This window comes from Syntrophaceae bacterium (genome assembly GCA_013177825.1).
In the GTDB taxonomy this organism is placed as follows: domain Bacteria; phylum Desulfobacterota; class Syntrophia; order Syntrophales; family PHBD01; genus PHBD01.
In genome coordinates, this window is the sequence record JABLXX010000001.1 from 573,015 (window position 1) to 588,527 (window position 15,513).

Below are 15,513 nucleotides of genomic sequence, written 5' to 3' on the forward strand. Positions count from 1 at the left end.
CCCTGATTATTCCTTTGTTTCCTTCCCAGCCTTCTGGATGACGGCGGTGATGAAGGTCTTGCCCACCTTGACCCTCACCTTCTCGGCGATCTCCAGGGTTATCACGTTGTCCGCGATGGCGGTCACTTTCCCCTGGATTCCCCCGGAGGTGATGACGAGGTCTCCATGGGTCAGGTTGGCCAGCATGTCCTTGTGTTCCTTCTGCTGTTTCATCTGGGGCCGGATGAGCAGGAAATAGAAGATGGCGAACAGGACGCCCATCATGATGAAGAAGCTCCAGTCCCCGCCTCCGCTTCCGCCTCCGGGCAATCCCATGGCATATGCGTTTTCGATCACGAAAATATCCTCCCTGATTTATTCGGAGATATCCGTTTTCTCTCCGATATCCCCCGCCGGTCCGTCTTCCCACCGGTCCAGAAACTCCCGCTGCCAGACCGAATACGTCCCCCCTCGGATCTCTTCCCGGATCCGTTCCATCAGACGAAGATAGAACCGGACGTTGTGGATCGTGTTGAGCACCATGGCCAGGATCTCCCGGGCCATGTAGAGATGCCGGAGGTAAGCCCGCGAGTAGTTCCTGCATGTATAGCAGTCGCAGGCTTCGTCGAGGGGAAATCCATCCTCCCGCCAGCGGGCGTGCTTTATAACAACCTTTTGGGTGTTTGTAAATAATAATCCATTCCTTGCGCATCGTGTGGGGAGAACGCAGTCGAAGAGATCGATGCCGGCGGAGACGCTCCGGACGATATCGGCGGGGGTCCCCACGCCCATCAGGTAGCGGGGTTTCTCCCGGGGCAGGAGCGGGGCTGTCCCGTTCACGATTTCTTCCATCATATCTTTCGGTTCCCCGACGCTGAGACCCCCCAGGGCATAGCCCTCGAAATCGAGGGCCGCCAGTTCCTCCAGGGCCTGCCGGCGCAGGTCCGGGTACATCCCTCCCTGGACGATGGCGAAGAGCATCTGCCGCCTGTTCGTCCTCGCCTCCAGGGAGCGCCGGGCCCAGCGGTTCGTCCGCTCCATGGAGACGCGGGCCTCCCGGACCGTGGCCGGGTAGGGGGTGCACTCGTCGAGGCACATCATGACGTCCGAGCCGAGGGCCTCCTGGATAGCCACGGCGGACTCGGGGGTGAGGGAGTACGGAGAGCCGTCGATGTGGGACTGGAAGGCGACCCCCTCCTCGTCGATCTTGCGGAGGGCGCCGAGGCTGAAGACCTGGAACCCGCCGCTGTCGGTTAGGATCGGGCCGGGCCAGTTCATGAACCGGTGAAGGCCCCCGAGGCGTCGGATCAGCTCATGGCCGGGCCGGAGATACAAATGGTATGTATTTCCCAGGATGATATCGGCGCCAAGCTCCCGGACCGTTTCGGGCATCAGGGACTTGACGGTTCCCTGGGTCCCCACGGGCATGAACGCGGGTGTCCGGATCTCGCCGTGGGGCGTGGCGATCCGCCCCAGCCGGGCCTTGGTCCCGTGATCCTCCTTGATCAATTCAAAGCCTGGTTCTGTCATGGACATCCTTCAATCTGCTTTTCCCGTAATTTACGGCTACGACGCCGCAGCATACTTTTCTTCCAGGGCGCGGGGGCTGCCACGGGGGCTTCCGCCGTCGCGGCCTTTTTTCCCGCGATTTGTCGTCGACGGCCAGGAAGGCTGGAGGGATGGGAAAAAAGTCCCAATTGCTCCTCTGGGAACCCCCGGTCACGCCCCCGCGAACGTCGGTCGGGGAGTGGGGCTTCCCGGAGCGCGAATAGCGGCTTTTTCGGGGCACCCTGCCGTCGCAGCGCAGCGGCCGCAAAGTCATCTGTCTCTACGCCGTCCGGCGCGAGTTATGACTTTGCAGTGGAGCGAGACGATGCAGGGTCGAAAAAACGCTTCTGAGCGCGAGGGAAGCCTCTCTCACACGTATTTCCATGAATCAACCCGGCTGTTCAAAAAGGGTTGAATGCAAGGCGCCCGAAATCCCGGTCCGCGAGGCGTACCAAGTGGTACGTCGAGCGGAGCGGGATGAGGGCAACGCAGCAGACGCCCTTTTTCAACAGCCGTTCACAGTTACAGGATCAGCATCGCATCCCCATAACTATAAAACCGGAATCCATCCTCCACGGCCCGGCGGTAGGCCTCCTTCATCCGCTCCGTTCCGGCGAAGGCGCAGACCAGGACGAAAAGGGACGACCGGGGGAGGTGAAAGTTCGTCACCATGGCCCCGGCGCAGCGGAACCGGTGTCCGGGTCGGATGAACAGGTCTGTGTATCCCTCCCCGGCGGCCACTCGCCCGTTCTCGTCGGCCAGGGTCTCCAGAACCCGGGTGGAGGTCGTCCCGACGGCCACCACGCGCCGGGCTTGGTTGATCAGGCGGGCCGCCTCGCCGGTCAGCTCGTAATGCTCCGCGTCCAGGCGGGTGTTTTCCACCGGACCCTCCGGAAGGGGCTGGAAAGTGCCGTATCCCACATGGAGCGTCAGGCGCGCGGTGAGGATATCCCGCTTTTCCAGATCTGCAAAAATCGCCGGAGTGAAGTGGAGCCCCGCCGTGGGAGCCGCCACGGAGCCGGGCGCCCGGGCATACACCGTCTGGTAGCGCTCGCGGTCTGCCGGAGTACTCGAATCTCCGGCAACGCGTCGGATGTATGGTGGCAGGGGAGGCCGTCCATGGCGATCCAGGTAGGCGTCGAAGGTGTCTGTGGTTTGAAATGCAAGGAGCCACTTTTTGTCCGAAATGCGTTCCCGGATCTCCGCCTCGGCGCCCTCGGGGAGTAGAATCCGGTCGCCCGGCCGGAGTCGGCGGGCCGGCCGCAGGAGGGCCTCCCAGGTTCGCCTCTCCGGGTCTACTCCCGCCGGAAGCGGGAGAAGCAGGATCTCCACGGCGCCCCCGGTTTCCCGCCGTCCGTTCAGCCGTGCCGGGATGACCCGCGAGTCGTTGACGACCAGGACATCTCCCGGTTGCAGGAGGTCCGGAAGATCGGCGAAAACACGCTCCTCCGACCCGTCCCGGCCCCGCCGGACCACCAGCAGGCGCGACCGGTCGCGCTCCGCCGCCGGCTCCTGGGCGATCCGCTCGGGGGGAAGGCAATAGTCGAAGGCCGACGGGTCCATCCTACCGCCTGCCGAAGTAGACCAGGAGCAGCCCCGTAACGATGGCCCCCAGGCCGAGGATCCGGAGCGTCCGGTCGGGAACTTCCAGGAGCTTGACCAGGTACTGCTTGACCTGCGCCGGGAAGGCGAAATAGGGCAAACCCTCGATGATGAAGATCAGTCCGAGGACGCAGAGGAAGAATTCCAGCCCGTTTGTCTGTTCCATAAGCCGTTATGCCTCGATGCGGGACGACCGGAGCGGCTCCGCCGTGCACGCGTACAGGTTCACCCGATTGCGAACCGGCCCCCCTCACGGGAGAAAGCCGATCCTCCTCAGGACCCGCAGGGTGTTTCGCGACACGGGCAGGGCTTCCAGCTCGTCGGGCGACAGCCAGCGGGCGTCCGCGGCATCGTCGGCGCTCTGCACCCGGCCGGAGACATACTCCGCCGCCACGTCCACGATGACGTAGTGGAAGCGGATCCGTCCCGCCTGGTCGCGTTCGAAGAAATCAAACGTATAGACCGGTTCGCCGGCCCGAATGACGATGCCCGTTTCCTCCAGGATCTCCCGTTCGGCGCCTTCCTGAATTGTCTCGCCCAGTTCCAGGGATCCGCCGGGAATGGCCCAGAGGCCGCGGCTGGGCTCGATGCCCCGTTGGACGAGGAGAACCCTGCCCTCCCGGATGACGATGGCCCCCACGCCGACCCGGGGCCGATCGGGGTATTCCCGCCCGCTCATGGCGACACCTCCGCGGAAAACGCGAACCGGGCCGTCATCCAGGGTTCGGGAGCGCCCTGGAAGGAGCGCTCGATGAACGTGACCCCGCCGCGGCGGTTGATCATCAGGATGGTGGAAGAGCGCGTGCCGTACGTCGGGCTCGCGATGAACAGCGGGGACAGGATCCGCTCCCAGTCGAGGCCGATCCCCGTCTCGGGAAGATCCCCGTCGGGGGCCCGTTCCATGTCCGTGAGAAGCCCGAACAATGCCTCCGGGTCCGGTTCGGGATTTTGCGCCAGGAGGAGGCGGAAGGCCTCCCGGCCCCGGCGGATCTTGGGCCAGGGCGTGTCCAGGATGGCGTTGGAGAGGCCGTGGATGCCCGGGGAAACGGGACCCGACGGCCCCCTGCTGGATAGATAGTAGAGGGAGGCAGAATCGCCCGCGAAGAAATTGAAAGGATTGTAGTCCCGCGCCCGGGGGGTGAGTTTGTTCACGTACTCCGCCGGCCGCTCCGGGCCGGTCAGGAAGTTCCGGACCAGCCATCCCCGGGAAGGCGTCCCGGGCCGGATGGACGCCGGGTCCCGAAAATTCGTCAGCGCCGCCCAGCGGCCCCGGCGGGTGATGCCCAGCCAGGTACCACCGTCCTGCAGGTCACGCCCGCCCAGGATGTCGGGCCGGTCTTCCCAGAAGTCAGCCGCCGCCGTCGGCCGCTCGTAGAACTCGTCCCGGTTGGCCGCCAGGATCAGCGGGTATTCGGGGTGGGCCTGCCAGGCCAGGAGGATCAGGCACATGTCAGGACAGCCTGCCCCGGACGCCCGCGAGGATCTTCTCCATCGCGTCGCCCGCGCCGGCCCGGATGATCAGGTCCGCATCCGTGTCGTAGGGGGTGGATGTCATGTTGATGATGATGAGCCTGGCGCCGGCTTCCTTGGCATAGGCGGGCATGTAGGCGGCGGGATAGACGACCAGGGAGGAGCCGATGACGATGAAGAGGTCGCAGCTCCGGGCGTGCAGGGTGGCGTCCCGCAGGACCTCCGGGGGAAGCATCTCGCCGAAGAAGATCACGTCGGGCTTCAGGATGCCGCGGCACTTTTCGCAGCACGGCACGTCGTGACCGGACATGGACTGCCACAGGATCGACTCCAGGGCGTAGCGCTCGCTGCAGTCGAGGCACTTCACCCAGGCCATGTTGCCGTGCAGCTCGTAGACCCGCTCGGGGTTGTTCCCCGCCTTCTGGTGCAGGTTGTCCACGTTCTGGGTGATGACGGCCCGCAGCCGCCCCATCCGCTCCAACTCCGCCACGGCCAGGTGTGCCCGGTTCGGCTCGGCGGCGGTGAACAGGCCGCTCTCCAGGAGAAACCGCCACTGCTTCCGCCGGGTCTCTGGGCTGGAGAGGAACTTGTCGATGGTGAAGTCCTCGGGATCGAACCTGGTCCAGATGCCCCCGGGACTCCGGAAGTCGGGGATGCCGGATTCGGTGCTCACGCCGGCGCCGGTGAAAACGACGAGGCTGGTCGACCGGGCGATCATTCCGGCCGCGGCGTCGATCTGCTTTTCCAGGTTCGTCTCCGTCATGCCTGTTTCATACCCCCTCTGGAAGTCGTTCCTCTGTAAGGAGAAAGGAGGGCGATGTCAACGGGAAAGACACTTCGGGAGTGGCCGGATCGGTCCCGTTCCGGGGTTTTGGCGGCCCCGTCCGTACTTTTTGTTTGTCTTTGGCCCCCGATTTGGTTAAGGATAATCGCTCCGCTCAGGATAGTGGCTCTCCGGCAGAGGAAACCATGGCAAGACGCAGGATCAAACGGTCGGCCAAGTCCGGCCTCCCCCCCGGAACGCTCGTACACATCGGCGAACGCCGCGCGGAAGAGTCGCGGATCACCCTGCTCCGATATGAAGGGGAACATTTCGAAGAACGCGCCGTTTCGGTCAACCAGATCGTTCGCCCGCCCCGGGATCAGGCAGGGGTTGTCTGGTACCATGTGGCGGGAATCCACGACGTAGCGGTCCTCGAACGTCTGGGAGAGGTCTTCGGTCTCCACCCCCTGATCCTGGAGGACATACTCAACACGGAGCAGCGCCCCAAGATCGACGAGGGGGATGAATATGTCTTTCTCGTCCTGAAGGGATTCGTCATTGGAGAGAAATCCGGCGACGAGCTGATTTCCGAGCAGATCAGCCTCGTTCTTGGACCGAACTGGGTCCTGTCCCTCCAGGAACGGGAGGGGAACCGCTTCAGTGCCGTCCGGGACCGGATCGCGTCCTGTCAGGGGCGGATCTGCCGCCACGGCGCCGACTACCTGGCCTATGCCCTCCTGGATCAGCTGGTGGACGGATACTTCACGATCCTGGAGCAGATGCGGGAGCGGATCGGGGACGTGGAGGATGCGGTCCTGCAACACCCCGTCCCGGAGACGCTTCACGCCCTTCAGAAGCTGAAGCGGGAAGAGGCGTTCCTCCGGAAATCCGTCTGGCCCCTGCGGGAAGTCGTGAACCGCCTGGACAGGATGGAATCGAACCTGATCCGGCCGTCCATGCGGATCTACCTCCGGGATGTGTACGATCACGTGATCCAGGTCAACGACGCCATCGAGAACGACCGGGACATGCTCTCGGGCATGCTCGACATCTACCTGTCGAGCATCAACAACCGGATGAACGAGGTCATGAAGGTGCTGGCGGTCATCGCCACCATCTTCATGCCCATGACGTTCCTGGCCGGCGTGTACGGCATGAACTTCAAGCATTTCCCGGAGATCGAGCTGGCCTGGGGCTATCCGTACCTGTTCTGGGGGCTGATCGTGGGAATGGGCCTGTCGATGTTCGTGTACTTCAAGAGAAAAAAATGGATGTAAGATAACGAAAACAGAATCGAGGAGGTATTTGCAATGGGAAGCCTGTTTGACGCCACCGACATCGTCCAGTTCGCCGTCCGCATCGAGGAGAACGGCGCGAACTTCTACCGGTTCGCCGTGCAGCTCATGAAGGACGACGATGCGAAGAAGATTTTCGAGAAACTTGCAGACGAAGAGGTGAAGCACGGGAAAACCTTTTCCCGGATTTTCGCCGCCATGGAGAAGAGTCCGCCGCCGCCGGAGCTGTTCGAGGGGGAATACGGCGCGTACCTGCGGAATTACGTGGACAATGCCGTCATCTTCAAGAAGGACGTCCTCGACAAAGAAATGGCCCTCGTGAAGGACACCGTCTCGGCGCTGGATTTCGGAATCCGCCGGGAACTCGACTCCATCACCTACTACCATGAGATCAAGCAGCTCCTGGGAGCCGGAAATTTCGACGCGGTGGACAAGATCATCGCCGAGGAGCGGAAGCACTTCTGCATCCTGACGGACCTGAAGGCGAAGTACTCGAAGTAAATTCGGCATGGATGCCCGGAGCGAGCCGTTTCGGGCATCCATGTGTAGGAAAAAGGAAGGGGGAGAGATTGAATTCATGGCCACAATGAACCTGACAAAGGAAGGATCCGTTTACGTCCTCACCCTGACGAACGGAGTGGAACAGAACACCATGACCCTGGACTGGACCGCCGAATTCCAGGCCGCCCTGGACGAAGTCGCGGCGGCCGAGGGAAACGCGGCCTTGATGGTCACGAGCGACGACCCGAAATTCTGGAGCAACGGGATCAACCTGCCCTGGCTCCTCGCCCAGCCCAAGGACTGCTTCCCGAAGCTGGCGAAGCAGCTCGACGACCTGTTCGTGCGGATCGCCCTCTTGGACATGCCCACGGTGGCCTGCCTCGTGGGGCACACCTTCGCCGGGGCGGCCGTCATGTCCACCTGCTTCGACTTCCGCCTCATGCGGGAGGACCGGGGCTTCTTCTGCTTTTCCGAGGTGGACGTCCGGGTCCCCTTCACGCCCCTGATGCACGAGATGATTTCCACCCTGGCGGATTACCCCAGCCTGCGGGAGCTGATGCTGACGGGGAAGCGGATCGCCGGGCCCGAGGCCCTGGCCATGAAGGTCGTCTCGGCGATCTACACGGGCGACGTCCTGCCGGCGAAGGCCATGGAACTTGCTGATTTCCTGTCCAAGAAGGACCGGGCGACCTACACCTCCATCAAGCGGGGTCTCCGGAAGGGGCTCGTCGCCATGGTGGAGGCGCAGAAGAAATAGACACGGCCCCGGGGAGGGATTTCGGATCGATCCACGGGAGTACGGACCCTGCGGCAAAGGACGGGTGAACGACATGGCGAGCCGGACGAACGACGACCACGTTTTCTACCGGAGCCCCGCGAAGTTCTATCCCACGGTGGAGCGGGGCGAGGGCGTCTACCTCTGGGACAGCGACGGGAAACGGTACCTCGACGGCTCCGGCGGAGCCGTGGTGGCCTCCATCGGCCACGGCATCCGGGAGATTGCCGCGGCCGCGGCGGTCCAGATGGAGAAGGTCACCTTCGTCCACGGCAGCCAGTTCACGAGCCGTCCCGCCATGGATCTGGCAGAGCGGCTGGTCGGGATGGCATCCCCCAGGCTGGAGCGGGTCTACTACTGCTCCATCGGCTCCGAGGCGGTGGAGACGGCCGTCAAAATGGTCCGGCAGTACCAGGTGGACCGGGGGAAGCCCTCGAAATACAAGGTCATCTCCCGCTGGACCAGCTTCCACGGCAACTCCCTGGGCGCCCTGTCCCTGGGGGGCCACACGGGACGGCGGAAGTATTACCTGCCCCTGTTCCCCCACACGCCCCACATCCCCCCGGCCTACTGCTACCGGTGCCCCTGGGGCCGGGAGCCCGACTCGTGCTCCCTGGAATGCGCCGACGAGCTGGAGCGGGCCATCCTGTACGAGGGACCGGACGCCGTGTCGGCCTTCATCGCCGAGCCCGTTGTCGGGGCCACCGCGGGCTGCCTCGTACCGAAGGACGGCTATTTTCAGAGAATCCGGGAAATCTGCGACCGCTACGACGTGCTCCTGATCGCCGACGAGGTCATGACCGGGGTCGGCCGGACGGGGCGGAACTTCGCCCTCGAACACTGGGGCGTCGTCCCGGACCTGATCGTCTGCGCCAAGGGGCTCTCGGCGGGCTACCATCCCGTCAACGTGGTCATTGCCAAGGGAGAGATCCACCGGGTCATCCGGGAGGCCACGGGGACCTTCGTCCACGGCCACACCTATAGCCAGAACCCCCTGGGATGCGCCGTCGCCCTGGCGGTCCTCGACTACATGGACGCCCACGGCCTGGTGAAGCGATCCGCCGTCCTGGGGGCGTATCTCCTCGAAAAGCTCCAGGTTCTCCGCCGGCACCCCATGGTCGGGGACATCCGGGGTCTGGGACTCTTCGCCGGGGTGGAACTGGTGAAGGACCGGGAGACGAAGGAGACCTTCGCGCCGGCGCAGAAGGTCAACGCTCTCGTCGGGAGCCGGGCCTTCGCGAAGGGCCTCATCACCTATCCCGGTGGAGGCGGTGCCGACGGCGTCCGCGGCGACCACATCCTCCTGGCTCCGCCCTTCATCATCACGGAGGCCCAGATCGACGACCTGGTCGCCGTGCTCGACGAGGCGATCGGCGAGGTGGCGGCGGAACTGAAATAGATCCTGCGGGATCTCCAGGTTCAGGAATTTCCGCCCGCAGCTCCGTCCGTCACTTTCTCGTAGGCGATCTGCCGGCCCCGGCGGGCATAAGCGTCTTCCAGGATTTCCTCCCTGCTCCGGAACATGTCCGTTTCCGGAATCCCCAGTCTCTCCAGCATGCGCCGCTCTGTCTCCTGTTGCGGTTCGATGGATCCGTCCGCCAGGATGTGCAGTACTTCGACGCCCCGTTTCCGGAGGTGACGGCCCACGAGAACGGTCCGGTGACAGTCCAGGGGATCCTTCTCCGCGCACAGCAGGACAACGCGATACGTTTCGATTCCCTTCAGGACACGTTCGATGCCTTGCCGGAATGGTTCATCCCGGGCCAGCCGGTCGAAGCGAACCTTGCCGTTCGTGTAGTGTTCCGGGTTTTCGCTCCGCGCCCCAAGCTCACGGCCAAGGAAGGCATACGCGATTCCTGCCCCCTTCAATTTCGGCTGAAGCTCGCTCCTGCTGAAATGGGGAGAATGGCGGCTGTAAGGTTGGGACCGGACGTCCGCAACGGCGTCAATGCCGTGGTTTTGAAGCAATCGGAGAAATTCCGCCCATGAGTGGTTCGAATGGCCGATGGTGTAAACCTGCATGATCGCCTGGCTAGCTCCTCTAATCGAAGGTCTGCCAGGCGAAATCGGGCGCTGCCTGCTTGGCGGAAGGGGATTCCGGAGAGGTTTTCATGTGCGGACTTCCCTGGTCGCTACTTCATTTCATGAGAAGCATCTCGTCCCACTTGCTGTAGAGAAAACGGATAAAATCGTACTCGAACGGGAAGCCGCTCTCATAATACCGGAACGGTACCCGATGCCGCGCGTCGACGGCCTCCAGCGCGGATGTGCCGGCGAGAACGATTTCTCCGTGATCGACGCCCTTGAGGGGGTCGATCACGCTGATCAGCGCATAGCGGATGCCGGCGTCCACCGCGGATCCGCCGGCGCTGCGCAGGTTGTTGGGACCCAGCACCGGCAGGACCAGGTAGGGACCGGAATCGACGTTCCAGTGGCCCAGGGTCTGTCCGAAACCCTCGTTTTGCTTCGCCAGGCCCATCGGTGTGGCCGGGTCGAGCAGGCCGCCGATGCCGATGGTGCTGTTGGCCAGGAAGCGGCCGAACGTGATCAGGAACTTCTTCCCTTTCAGCTGGAAGGCGCTGTTGTAGAGCGTGCGGAACTCTCCGATGTTGCCGAAAAAGTTGGAAATCCCTTTCCGGGCGAAGGTGGGGACGACAAACTCGTAACCCCGCACGACGGGGAGAAAGAAGTATTTATCGAACCGGTAATTGAAGTTGTACATGCTGCGGTTGAAGCCCTCCCAGGGATCCGCAATGTCGGCGATCCGCTCGTCGTCACTGAATTCGGCGACCGTGTGCCTGGCAGGCTCCTCGGGAGGCAGCGCCGAGGTCCTTGTCACGGCGCACCCGGAAAGGAACAGGACCAGGTACAGGGCGACGACGAAAAACGGGCATGTGCGAGAAAGGAGAAACGTCATGCGGTACGCCTCATTCCTGTTTGAAGAAGCCGATGAAGTCGGCCATGTTGTCCCGGTATTCCAGGTTGCCCATGTGGCCCCCTCGGGGATAGATCCTGGCCCGCTCGCCGAACAGCCCGCGGAGGTAGTCGACCTCCTCCTTCGTCAGGATGAAGTCGTCTTCGTTCGTCATCGCCCCGAACTTGGGGGACGCTTTCAGGTACCCTTCGATGCTCCTGAGGCCAAGGGAAGCGATGTACGCGGCCCGGTCAAGACCCGGCCGCTTCTTCCGGATATAGGGATAGAAGTATTCATCGAAATAGGTGAGGAAACTCAGATGGACGGACACCCGGAAATAGTCGCCAAGCGGGTCGGTGGCACCGAGGACCCGGTTTTTCGGCACGACGTAGCCGCTGTTGGTCATGACGTCCGAGGAAAAGACCATTCCGGCCAGGGAGATCCGGAAGGAAAGACCGATCAGGCCTCCGCTTTCATCGCGGGAGAAAAGATGGGCCTTGTAGACCGCGTAGAGGAAATTGTCGTCGATGTCGACGTAATCGCCCCTGCGGTAGAAATCGATGACTTTGGCGAGCATCCGGTTGAAATAGACTCCGATCTTCCGTGATCCTCCGGGTATTCTCTCCAGCAGTCCCTCGATGCGGTTTACGGAGTTGAAGAGGTTCACCGCCGGATTGACCAGAAGGACCTTGCGAAAGTTGAAAACCTTCCTCTCTTCGTCCAGCCGGGCCACGAAAGCGGCATGGGTCCCGCCCAGGCTGTATCCGCAGAGGTGGAATTCGGACACCTCGACGTCCGCCTTCACCCTGTCCCAGGCGAGTTCCATTGCCCGGTGGAGATCCTCCGCGTCTTCCGTCAGATCGCCGGGGACGTGGCTTCGAGAGGCATTGATGATAAAGTTCGGGTGGGTCGGAGACGGCAGCGTAATGACATGATAGCCTGCTTTGTAGAGCGCCGCCATCATCGCCAACGCCTTCTGCGACTGGTCGTCGGCGCCGGTCCCGGCGATCAGGAAAACCAGGGGCGCCTTCCTGTCCTGGTAGGCCAGCGTGCAGCGGAGCCCTTCATCGTAAAAGAAAACATCGGGCTTCCGGAGAGCGGGGTTGATTTCTAAGAAGAGCTGGCGCACGGACATTCGCTCCGGACGCGGGGCCTTGAGGGGACCGGGAGTCCCCAGGATCGTGGCCTCGTAGGCGCCGGGGATCGGATAGCCGTAATCGTCCGCCGCCGGGACTGCAGCAGGCAGCAGCAAAAGCCAGAGAATAAGGAGGGCGAGCAGGCGCTTCATTCAACAGGACCACGTTCTTTCGAGTCTTGTTTCGCTGGGATCGTCGGACGAACACGCGGTGCGTCGCAGCATCCCCATGAAGGGTGTATGCCGGGGACAATTCCTTATACATGAATGGAGGCCGAATGCAGAGAAAAAAACGACGGCTCGTCCGTGGCGGGCTCTCCGCGCCGTCTGCTCGTCGCATTGGCGGGGGTGCCGTGAAGAGTGAAAGAACATCTTGCCCAACGGCCGGGAGGATTGTATCCTCTGCCCCGGCATTGCTTTTTCGTTTGCCGTACCCCTTGCATCCCCCGAAAAGGAGAAAATCATGTCCCTTGATAAATTCATGATTCGCGGCGATTGGATGCGACATTGCCTCGGGAGAGTCCTCTCCCTTCTTCTTTTGCTGTTCCTGGCCGTGCCGGTCATCCCGGCCGGGGCCTCCGAGACGGTCCCGTCGAAGATCCGGGACGTCATGCTTTTCTCGGACCAGGCCCTGGTGACAAGGGAGGCATCGCTCCACGTGAAGCCGGGACTCCAGGAGCTGTTCCTGGACGTGGAGGCCTTCCAGGTGGACGGCGACTCCGTCACGGCCAAGGTCTTCGGTGACGGCGAGATCCTGGGCGTCCAGTTCCGGGAGGTGCCCCTCCGGGAGGCGGCCCAGGAGAACATCCGGGCCCTGGAGCAGAAGCTCCGGGCCCTGCGCCAGACGGAGCGGCGCCTGAACGACGACAAGGAGGTCCTGGCGAAGAAGGAGCAGTTCCTGAAGGCCATCGTCACCTTCTCCGAGGGGCAGGTGCCCAAGGACATCAAGACGTCCTTTCCGAAAATGGAGGACCTGGACAAGACGCTGCGCTTCCTGGGGACGCACTTCGACGCCGTTGCGCGGGACCGGCGGGCCCTGGACGAGAAGATCGAGGACGTCCGGAAGGACATCGCGGTCGCCGAAAAGGAGCTGCAGGCCCTGAGGAGGCCCTCGGGAGAGGCGAAGAAGGTCGTCGAGGTGACCTTCCGGGCCGTCCGGGAGCAGCGGATCCGCATCGAGGCATCCTACCTCGTGCGCCGGGCGGCGTGGGGACCCCTCTACCGGGCCTCGGTCTCGTCGTCGCTGGACGGCGTGGACCTGTCCCTGTTTTCCCGGATCCGCCAGAAGACGGGAGAGGATTGGGACAGGGTGGCCCTTTCCCTTTCCAACGTGATCCCCCTCAAGGGTGTCGATCTCCCCGAGCCCGCCCCCTGGATCCTCTCGCTCCCGAGACCCGCGCCGACCATGTACAAGCGGGCCGAGCGGTATGACATGAACCGGTCGAAGGCCGCCATGGCGGCGCCGGCGCCGATGGCGGAGGCGATGGCCGGTGCTGTGGAAGATGAAGCCCCGGCCCGGGAGGCCGCTTTCGTCTCCGCCGCCCGGGAGGCGGGTGCGCTGTCCTTCGAATACCGCATTCCCCAGGCGGTGAGCATCGAGTCGCGGGACAAGGAAACCATCCTGCCCCTGACGACGAAACGCCTGACCGGGGAGTTCTTTCTCTACACCGTGCCGAAAACCAGCAACCTGGCCTTTCTCGTGTGCCGGACCGCCTCCGACGCGGAACTCCTGAGCGGCCCGCTGAACGTCTATTTCGGCGGGCGCTACGTGGGCAAGACCATGCTGGCGGAAAAACGGCCGGGCAAGGAGTTCTACCTGAATCTGGGGGCCGACCGGGAGGTGAAGGTCCAGCGGGTGAAGAGCCGGGACAGGCTGAAAGAAACCCTCTTCGGGATGGAGCGGAACACGACCGTCCGCGAGCTGTCCTATATGCTGACCGTCGAGAACCTGAAGGATAAACCCGTTACCGTCCGGATTCTCGATGCCGTGCCGGTCTCCCGGACCGACCGGATCCAGGTGAAGGACCTGAAGCTCGATCCCCAGCCGAAGGAAAAGGACGTCCAGGGCCAGGAGGGCGTCTACCTCTGGGAAGTCACGCTGAAGCCGCGGGAAAAGCGGGACGTCGGGATCTCCTTCGAGGTGTCCTACCCCAAGGATTCGCCGCCTGTCGGCCTGTAAAGGCCGCGGGGAGGGAGCCCATGGAAACGGCCGGACGGCGGCTGTCCCGGGAATGGAAGACCCTGGAGGCCATGATCCGCCTCCGGTGCCGGGATATCCACAAACCGGAGGGAGGCGATCTCTGCGGGGAGTGCCGTGATCTTCTCGGGTACGCGGAAGGGCGCCTCGCGAAGTGCCCCTTCGGGGAGGACAAGCCCGCCTGCACCCGCTGCCCCGTCCACTGCTACCGGCCGGAGATGCGCGAGCGGATCCGGGAGGTCATGCGTTACGCCGGGCCCCGGATGATCCGGGAGCATCCCTGGCTGGCCCTGATGCACCTTCTGGACGGACGCCGGAAGGCGCCGGATCTCAGGTGCAAGAGGCCCGGCGGCAAGGGGGAATGACAACCGGCGGTTCCCGCCCCCATCAAACCATTCAGGAGAATTCGCTTCATGGACAAGGTCATCATCACCGCCGCCATCACGGGCAGCCGCATGACCCGCGACGTTGCCCCGCACATCCCCATCACGCCGGAGGAGATCGCGACATCCGCCTTCGAGGCCTGGCAGGCCGGGGCTTCCATCGTCCACCTCCACGTCCGGGACCCCGAAACGGGCCTCGGCTCCCAGGACCCGGCCCTGTTCCGGCAGGTTGTGGAGCCCCTCCGGGAAAAGACGGACCTGATCCTGAGCCTCACCACCAGCGGCATTCCCGGCCGGAACCTGCCGACGGAGGAGCGCCTGGCGCCCCTGGCCCTGAAACCGGAGCTGGCCTCCTTCGACGCCGGGTCGATCAATCTCGGCGGCGGTGTTTTCGCCAACAGCCCGGAATTTCTGGACGAAGCGGCCCGGATGATGCGGGAGGCGGGGGTGAAGCCGGAGATCGAGGTCTTCGACCTGGGAATGCTCGTCACGGCCGTCCGGATGCGAGACGAGGGGAAACTGGACGACCCGCTCCATTTCCAGTTCGTCCTGGGGACCCCCTGGGGTGCGCCGGCGACGCCCAAGTCTTTCCTCCACCTTCACGAGCATCTGCCCGCGGACGCCACCTGGTCGACCATCGGCATCGGCCGGGGCTCCCTGCCCATGGCCATGATGGCCCTCATCCTGAACGGCCACATCCGGGTGGGCATGGAAGACAACATCTACGTGGACCGGGGGGTGCCGGCGAAGACGAACGCCGAGCTGGTGGAGCGGGTGGTCCGCATCTGCCGGGCCTACGGCCGGGACATCGCCACGCCCGCCGAGGCAAGAAAGATCCTGGGATTTTAGTTTCCTGCCGAAATTCGGATTCATTCTTTCAACGAGGTAAACCATTCGTTTCCACCGGATTGCCGCCTTCCGGGCGGCAATCCACCGTTCCAAGGACCGGAC

General features: G+C 63.5%; 17 protein-coding genes. 7 read left to right on the forward strand and 10 right to left on the reverse strand.

Translation table 11 applies throughout. From position 1 onward, the window contains the following. Positions 1-6: 6 nt before the first annotated feature. The 7 genes from yajC to HPY65_02635 form a co-directional block, all read right to left on the reverse strand. Positions 7-315, reverse strand: coding sequence for a preprotein translocase subunit YajC (gene yajC / locus HPY65_02605; protein ID NPU83353.1), 309 nt, complete (start codon positions 313-315; stop codon positions 7-9). 39 nt (positions 316-354) lie between these two features. Further along, positions 355-1,509, reverse strand: coding sequence for a tRNA guanosine(34) transglycosylase Tgt (tgt, locus tag HPY65_02610; GenBank protein NPU83354.1), 1,155 nt, complete (start codon positions 1,507-1,509; stop codon positions 355-357). Between the two features lie 540 nt (positions 1,510-2,049). Continuing rightward, complete coding sequence (queA, locus tag HPY65_02615) at positions 2,050-3,090, reverse strand: tRNA preQ1(34) S-adenosylmethionine ribosyltransferase-isomerase QueA (protein ID NPU83355.1); 1,041 nt, start codon at positions 3,088-3,090, stop codon at positions 2,050-2,052. Position 3,091: 1 nt separating this feature from the next. Next, positions 3,092-3,277, reverse strand: coding sequence for a DUF2065 domain-containing protein (locus tag HPY65_02620; GenBank protein NPU83356.1), 186 nt, complete (start codon positions 3,275-3,277; stop codon positions 3,092-3,094). Between the two features lie 102 nt (positions 3,278-3,379). Continuing rightward, positions 3,380-3,808, reverse strand: coding sequence for an NUDIX hydrolase (locus HPY65_02625; protein ID NPU83357.1), 429 nt, complete (start codon positions 3,806-3,808; stop codon positions 3,380-3,382). Then, on the reverse strand, positions 3,805-4,578 hold the full coding sequence (locus HPY65_02630; GenBank protein NPU83358.1) for an NRDE family protein: 774 nt from the start codon (positions 4,576-4,578) through the stop codon (positions 3,805-3,807). Before HPY65_02630 ends, HPY65_02625 begins: the two co-directional genes overlap by 4 nt. 1 nt (position 4,579) lies before the next feature. Then, entirely contained in the window at positions 4,580-5,362 is a 783-nt protein-coding gene (locus HPY65_02635) for an NAD-dependent deacylase (protein ID NPU83359.1), read from the reverse strand. Between the two features lie 206 nt (positions 5,363-5,568). Between HPY65_02635 and corA the strand changes: the two genes are divergently transcribed. The 4 genes from corA to HPY65_02655 all read left to right on the forward strand — a co-directional run bounded on the left by corA (position 5,569) and on the right by HPY65_02655 (position 9,332). Further along, the gene (corA, locus tag HPY65_02640; protein ID NPU83360.1) at positions 5,569-6,639 is read left to right on the forward strand and encodes a magnesium/cobalt transporter CorA; all 1,071 of its coding nucleotides are present in this window, start codon (positions 5,569-5,571) and stop codon (positions 6,637-6,639) included. 33 nt (positions 6,640-6,672) lie between these two features. Further along, positions 6,673-7,158: a ferritin family protein gene (locus tag HPY65_02645; protein NPU83361.1), complete on the forward strand. Its 486-nt coding sequence runs from the start codon at positions 6,673-6,675 to the stop codon at positions 7,156-7,158. Between the two features lie 76 nt (positions 7,159-7,234). After that, positions 7,235-7,915: an enoyl-CoA hydratase/isomerase family protein gene (locus HPY65_02650; protein NPU83362.1), complete on the forward strand. Its 681-nt coding sequence runs from the start codon at positions 7,235-7,237 to the stop codon at positions 7,913-7,915. Positions 7,916-7,988: 73 nt separating this feature from the next. Next, positions 7,989-9,332, forward strand: coding sequence for an aspartate aminotransferase family protein (locus HPY65_02655; protein NPU83363.1), 1,344 nt, complete (start codon positions 7,989-7,991; stop codon positions 9,330-9,332). Positions 9,333-9,352: 20 nt separating this feature from the next. On the opposite strand, the gene HPY65_02660 is transcribed toward HPY65_02655, so the two are convergent. From HPY65_02660 to HPY65_02670, 3 genes are all read right to left on the reverse strand, one after another. Further along, complete coding sequence (locus HPY65_02660; protein NPU83364.1) at positions 9,353-9,955, reverse strand: DUF488 domain-containing protein; 603 nt, start codon at positions 9,953-9,955, stop codon at positions 9,353-9,355. A gap of 115 nt (positions 9,956-10,070) precedes the next feature. After that, entirely contained in the window at positions 10,071-10,850 is a 780-nt protein-coding gene (locus tag HPY65_02665; GenBank protein ID NPU83365.1) for a VacJ family lipoprotein, read from the reverse strand. 10 nt (positions 10,851-10,860) lie between these two features. Continuing rightward, positions 10,861-12,135 (reverse strand): alpha/beta hydrolase, encoded by a 1,275-nt coding sequence (locus tag HPY65_02670; GenBank protein NPU83366.1) that lies wholly within the window; start codon positions 12,133-12,135, stop codon positions 10,861-10,863. Positions 12,136-12,445: 310 nt separating this feature from the next. On the opposite strand from HPY65_02670, the gene HPY65_02675 reads away from it, so the two are divergent. From HPY65_02675 to HPY65_02685, 3 genes are read left to right on the forward strand one after another with little or no spacing between them, the layout of a single operon-like run. Further along, a complete protein-coding gene (locus HPY65_02675; GenBank protein NPU83367.1) occupies positions 12,446-14,161 on the forward strand; it encodes a mucoidy inhibitor MuiA family protein in 1,716 nt (571 codons plus the stop codon). A gap of 20 nt (positions 14,162-14,181) precedes the next feature. Then, positions 14,182-14,544, forward strand: coding sequence for a nitrous oxide-stimulated promoter family protein (locus HPY65_02680; GenBank protein NPU83368.1), 363 nt, complete (start codon positions 14,182-14,184; stop codon positions 14,542-14,544). A gap of 48 nt (positions 14,545-14,592) precedes the next feature. Continuing rightward, a complete protein-coding gene (locus tag HPY65_02685; GenBank protein NPU83369.1) occupies positions 14,593-15,411 on the forward strand; it encodes a 3-keto-5-aminohexanoate cleavage protein in 819 nt (272 codons plus the stop codon). Positions 15,412-15,513 lie beyond the last annotated feature (102 nt).